This is a genomic window from Aeromicrobium sp. (genome assembly GCF_049586495.1).
GTDB lineage: Bacteria > Actinomycetota > Actinomycetes > Propionibacteriales > Nocardioidaceae > Aeromicrobium.
In genome coordinates, this window is record NZ_JBAVCB010000179.1 from 1 (window position 1) to 3,132 (window position 3,132).

The following is a 3,132-nucleotide window of genomic DNA, read 5'->3' on the forward strand; positions in this document are numbered from 1 at the left end:
ACCGTCGACCGCCGCGATGCGGTCCAGGTGCAGCTGCGTGAGCTCGACGGACGAGACGTCGCCCGCGATCAAGGTCCGAGCGAGCTCCTCGGCGCTGGCCCTCGTCAGGTCGCTGTTCACTCCTCCCCCAAGATCTTGGGCACCAGAAAGCGGCCCTGATCCGATGCAGGCGCACCGGCCAGCGCGTCATCCTGGGTCAGGCTGGGGCGCACCTCATCGGGGCGGAAGACGTTGTCGACCGGCAGGGGGTGGCTCATGGCGGGGACGTCGTCGCCAGCGGCCTGCTGGACGATCGCGACGTGATCGAGGATCGCCGGCAGCTCCTCGGCGAGATGGTCGATCTCAGCATCGCTGAGATCGATGCGCGCGAGGCCAGCGAGGTGCTGAACATCCTGACGCGAGATACCCGAGACGGGGTCAGACATGCGAATCCTTGCAGTACTGGACGGCGGGTGGCGGGGTACCGAGCCATCGTAGTGGCCCCTCTACGCTGATCCCATGCCACCGCAGCAGCCAGAGGAGATGGAGCTTCTCGACGCCGTCGCGTTTCTGTGCGGGGTCGCGATGGTCGTGCTGCTGCTGTTCGCAGGACATGGCTTCGCCGACGGCTGGCGCGGGTGGGCCATCGGCGCCTTCCTGGCGTTCGTGGTCATGGGCATCTGGGTGCAGTGGATGGCGCCGACCTCGTGGCGACGGCTGGACGAACCGACCCGGCTGATCGTGCAGATCATGCTGTTCGTCACGGTGGCGCTCTACGCCGCAGCTGGCGGGCTGATGGTCGCCGGCATGGTCTTCGCGATCATCTCCATCGCAGTCTTCACAGCGATCTCTCGGCGGGACGCCTGACTCACAGTGGCAGGCTCAGACCGCTTCGAAACGTTCGGTCGCGCCCGTCGATCGGGTCGGCGAAGGACAGCTCAGCCGCCAGCAGCTGCAACGGGCGACTGAAGTCGTCGATCTCGATGTCCTGGATCTGGGGGTAGAGGGGGTCGTCCACGATTGGGATGCCCAGGTTGTTGAGATGGACCCGCAGCTGATGGGTCTTGCCCGTGCGAGGCGTCAGGCGGTACACGCCCATGCCGTCGATCTCCGACTCCAGCGCAACCAGGGTTTCTGCATTGACCAGGGCGTCGGAGACGACCTCGACCTGCCAGGAGCCGCGCCGCTTGATCAGGTGGTCGCGCACCGTCACGGGCAGCTGGAGATCTGGCCGGATCGGCGCGAGCGCCCGGTAGGTCTTGCGAATCATCCCCGCCTCGAACAGCGACTGATACGGGCCGCGCCAGCGACGCTCCGTGGCGAGCATCAGCAGTCCGGACGTGACCCGGTCGAGGCGGTGCAAGGGCGACAGCTGCGGCAGACCCAGCTCGTCCCGCAGTCGCACCACCACGCTCTCTCGCACGTGCCGACCTCGCGGAATGGACGACAGGAAGGCAGGCTTGTCGACGACCAGCAGTCGCTCGTCGCGATGCAGGACCGTGACCCGTCCCGGGACCTCGATCTCGTCGGACAGGTCGCGGTGGAACCACACGAAGGTGTGCGGCGCGTAGACCTCGTCGCCTCGAACCGGAGTTCCGTCGGCGTGGACGAATCGCTGCGTCGCCAGCATCGCGGCGACGTCGACCCGCTCGGGCAGACGGTGCCGCAGCCAGTCGCCCATCGTCGGCCACGGGTTCGGCCGCGGCTTGTCGCGATCTGGCGTGCGCAGCCAGGCCGCACCCAACCCGTGCCGATCAGGAAGCGGGGAACGAGGCGGCACTCCGTCAGGCTATGGGGTTTCCCCGGAGGGCTCGTCGGATAACGGCGTTCTCTGACACGATGGGCCCATGTCTCGCCTCACCGAATACTCCCGCGGCCTGCTGACCTTCGACGTGATCGACTCCGGCCCCGAGGACGGCGTTCCGGTCGTGCTGCTGCACGGGTTCCCCCAACGGGCCACCTCGTGGGGAGCTGTCAGCGAGCACCTGCACTCCGAGGGATTTCGCACCTACGCGCTCGACCAGCGCGGCTACTCCCCCCGCGCTCGCCCTCGATCACGGTTCGGGTACCGCACCACCGAGCTGGTGGCCGACGTCGTCGAGCTGATCGACCGCATCGGGCAGCCCGTGCACGTCGTGGGACACGACTGGGGTGCCATCGTGGCGTGGAGCCTGGCGGGAAAGCACCCCGACCTCGTGCGCACCCTGACGACCGTGTCGGTGCCACACCCGGCGGCCTTCATGCGCTCGATGCTGACCAGCACGCAGGGCCTGAAGTCGTACTACATGGCCATGTTCCAGCTGCCGTTCCTGCCCGAGCTGCTGCTGCGAAGCCGACGAATGGCCCGACGCTTCCTGCGTGCGGGCGGCATGACCCCCGACATGATCCAGGACTACTTCACCGGGATCGTCGACGACGGCGCCCTGCGTGGCGGCCTCGGCTACTACCGTTCGCTCCCGCTCAGCCGCCCCGCCGACATCAGCCGGAAGATCCGGGTGCCCACCACGTTGGTGTGGAGCGACGGCGATTCCTTCCTGGGTCGCAAGGGCGCCGAGACCACGGGTCGCTGGATCGAGGCGGACTACCGCTTCGAGGTGATCGAGGGAGCCACGCACTGGCTGCCCGACCTCAACGCCGAGGTGCTGGCCGGGTTCATCAGGGACCGGGCGGGCCGTCACTGAGCAGCTGCTCAAAGGCTGCCTCGTCGAGGATGGGCACGCCGAGCTGTTCTGCCTTGTCGGCCTTGGACCCGGCGTTCTCGCCGACCACGACGTAGTCGGTCTTCTTGGACACCGAGCCCGAGGCCTTGCCGCCGTGGCTGATGATGGCTTCCTTGACCGAATCGCGGGTGAAGCGCTCCAGCGAGCCGGTGACCACGATGGTCAGGCCCGCGAGCGTGCGCACGATGGATTCGTCGCGCTCGTCGGCCATGCGGACGCCAGCGGCGGCCCAGCTGTCGACGATCTGCTGATGCCAGTCGACCTCGAACCATTCGGCCACCGCGTCAGCGATGGTGGGGCCCACTCCCTCGGCCGCGGCAAGCTGCTCGGCGGTGGCCTCGCGGATGGCTGGGAGCGACCCGAACTCGGTGGCCAGCGCCCGCGCCGCGGTGGGTCCGACATGTCGGATGGACAGCGCCACCAGCACCCGCCA

The 3,132-nt window shown here is 68.1% G+C and carries 5 protein-coding genes; 2 read left to right on the forward strand and 3 right to left on the reverse strand.

The window, feature by feature from the left end:
* Positions 1–116 precede the first annotated feature (116 nt).
* Complete coding sequence (gatC, locus tag WB508_RS09455; RefSeq protein WP_423844634.1) at positions 117–425, reverse strand: Asp-tRNA(Asn)/Glu-tRNA(Gln) amidotransferase subunit GatC; 309 nt, start codon at positions 423–425, stop codon at positions 117–119.
* A gap of 73 nt (positions 426–498) precedes the next feature.
* Between gatC and WB508_RS09460 the strand changes: the two genes are divergently transcribed.
* Complete coding sequence (locus WB508_RS09460) at positions 499–846, forward strand: DUF2568 domain-containing protein (RefSeq protein ID WP_423844635.1); 348 nt, start codon at positions 499–501, stop codon at positions 844–846.
* A 1-nt stretch (position 847) separates the two neighbouring features.
* Here the strand turns inward: WB508_RS09460 and WB508_RS09465 are convergent, their stop codons facing one another.
* Positions 848–1,660 (reverse strand): pseudouridine synthase, encoded by an 813-nt coding sequence (locus WB508_RS09465; protein ID WP_423844638.1) that lies wholly within the window; start codon positions 1,658–1,660, stop codon positions 848–850.
* Between the two features lie 166 nt (positions 1,661–1,826).
* Here WB508_RS09465 and WB508_RS09470 point away from each other — a divergent pair, with 166 nt between their 5' ends.
* Positions 1,827–2,660 (forward strand): alpha/beta fold hydrolase, encoded by an 834-nt coding sequence (locus WB508_RS09470; protein ID WP_423844636.1) that lies wholly within the window; start codon positions 1,827–1,829, stop codon positions 2,658–2,660.
* Here WB508_RS09470 and WB508_RS09475 read toward each other — a convergent pair.
* Positions 2,635–3,132 (reverse strand): helix-hairpin-helix domain-containing protein (locus tag WB508_RS09475; RefSeq protein WP_423844637.1); only part of this gene is annotated, 498 nt, incomplete at its 5' end. The two genes, WB508_RS09470 and WB508_RS09475, sit on opposite strands and share 26 nt — an antisense overlap.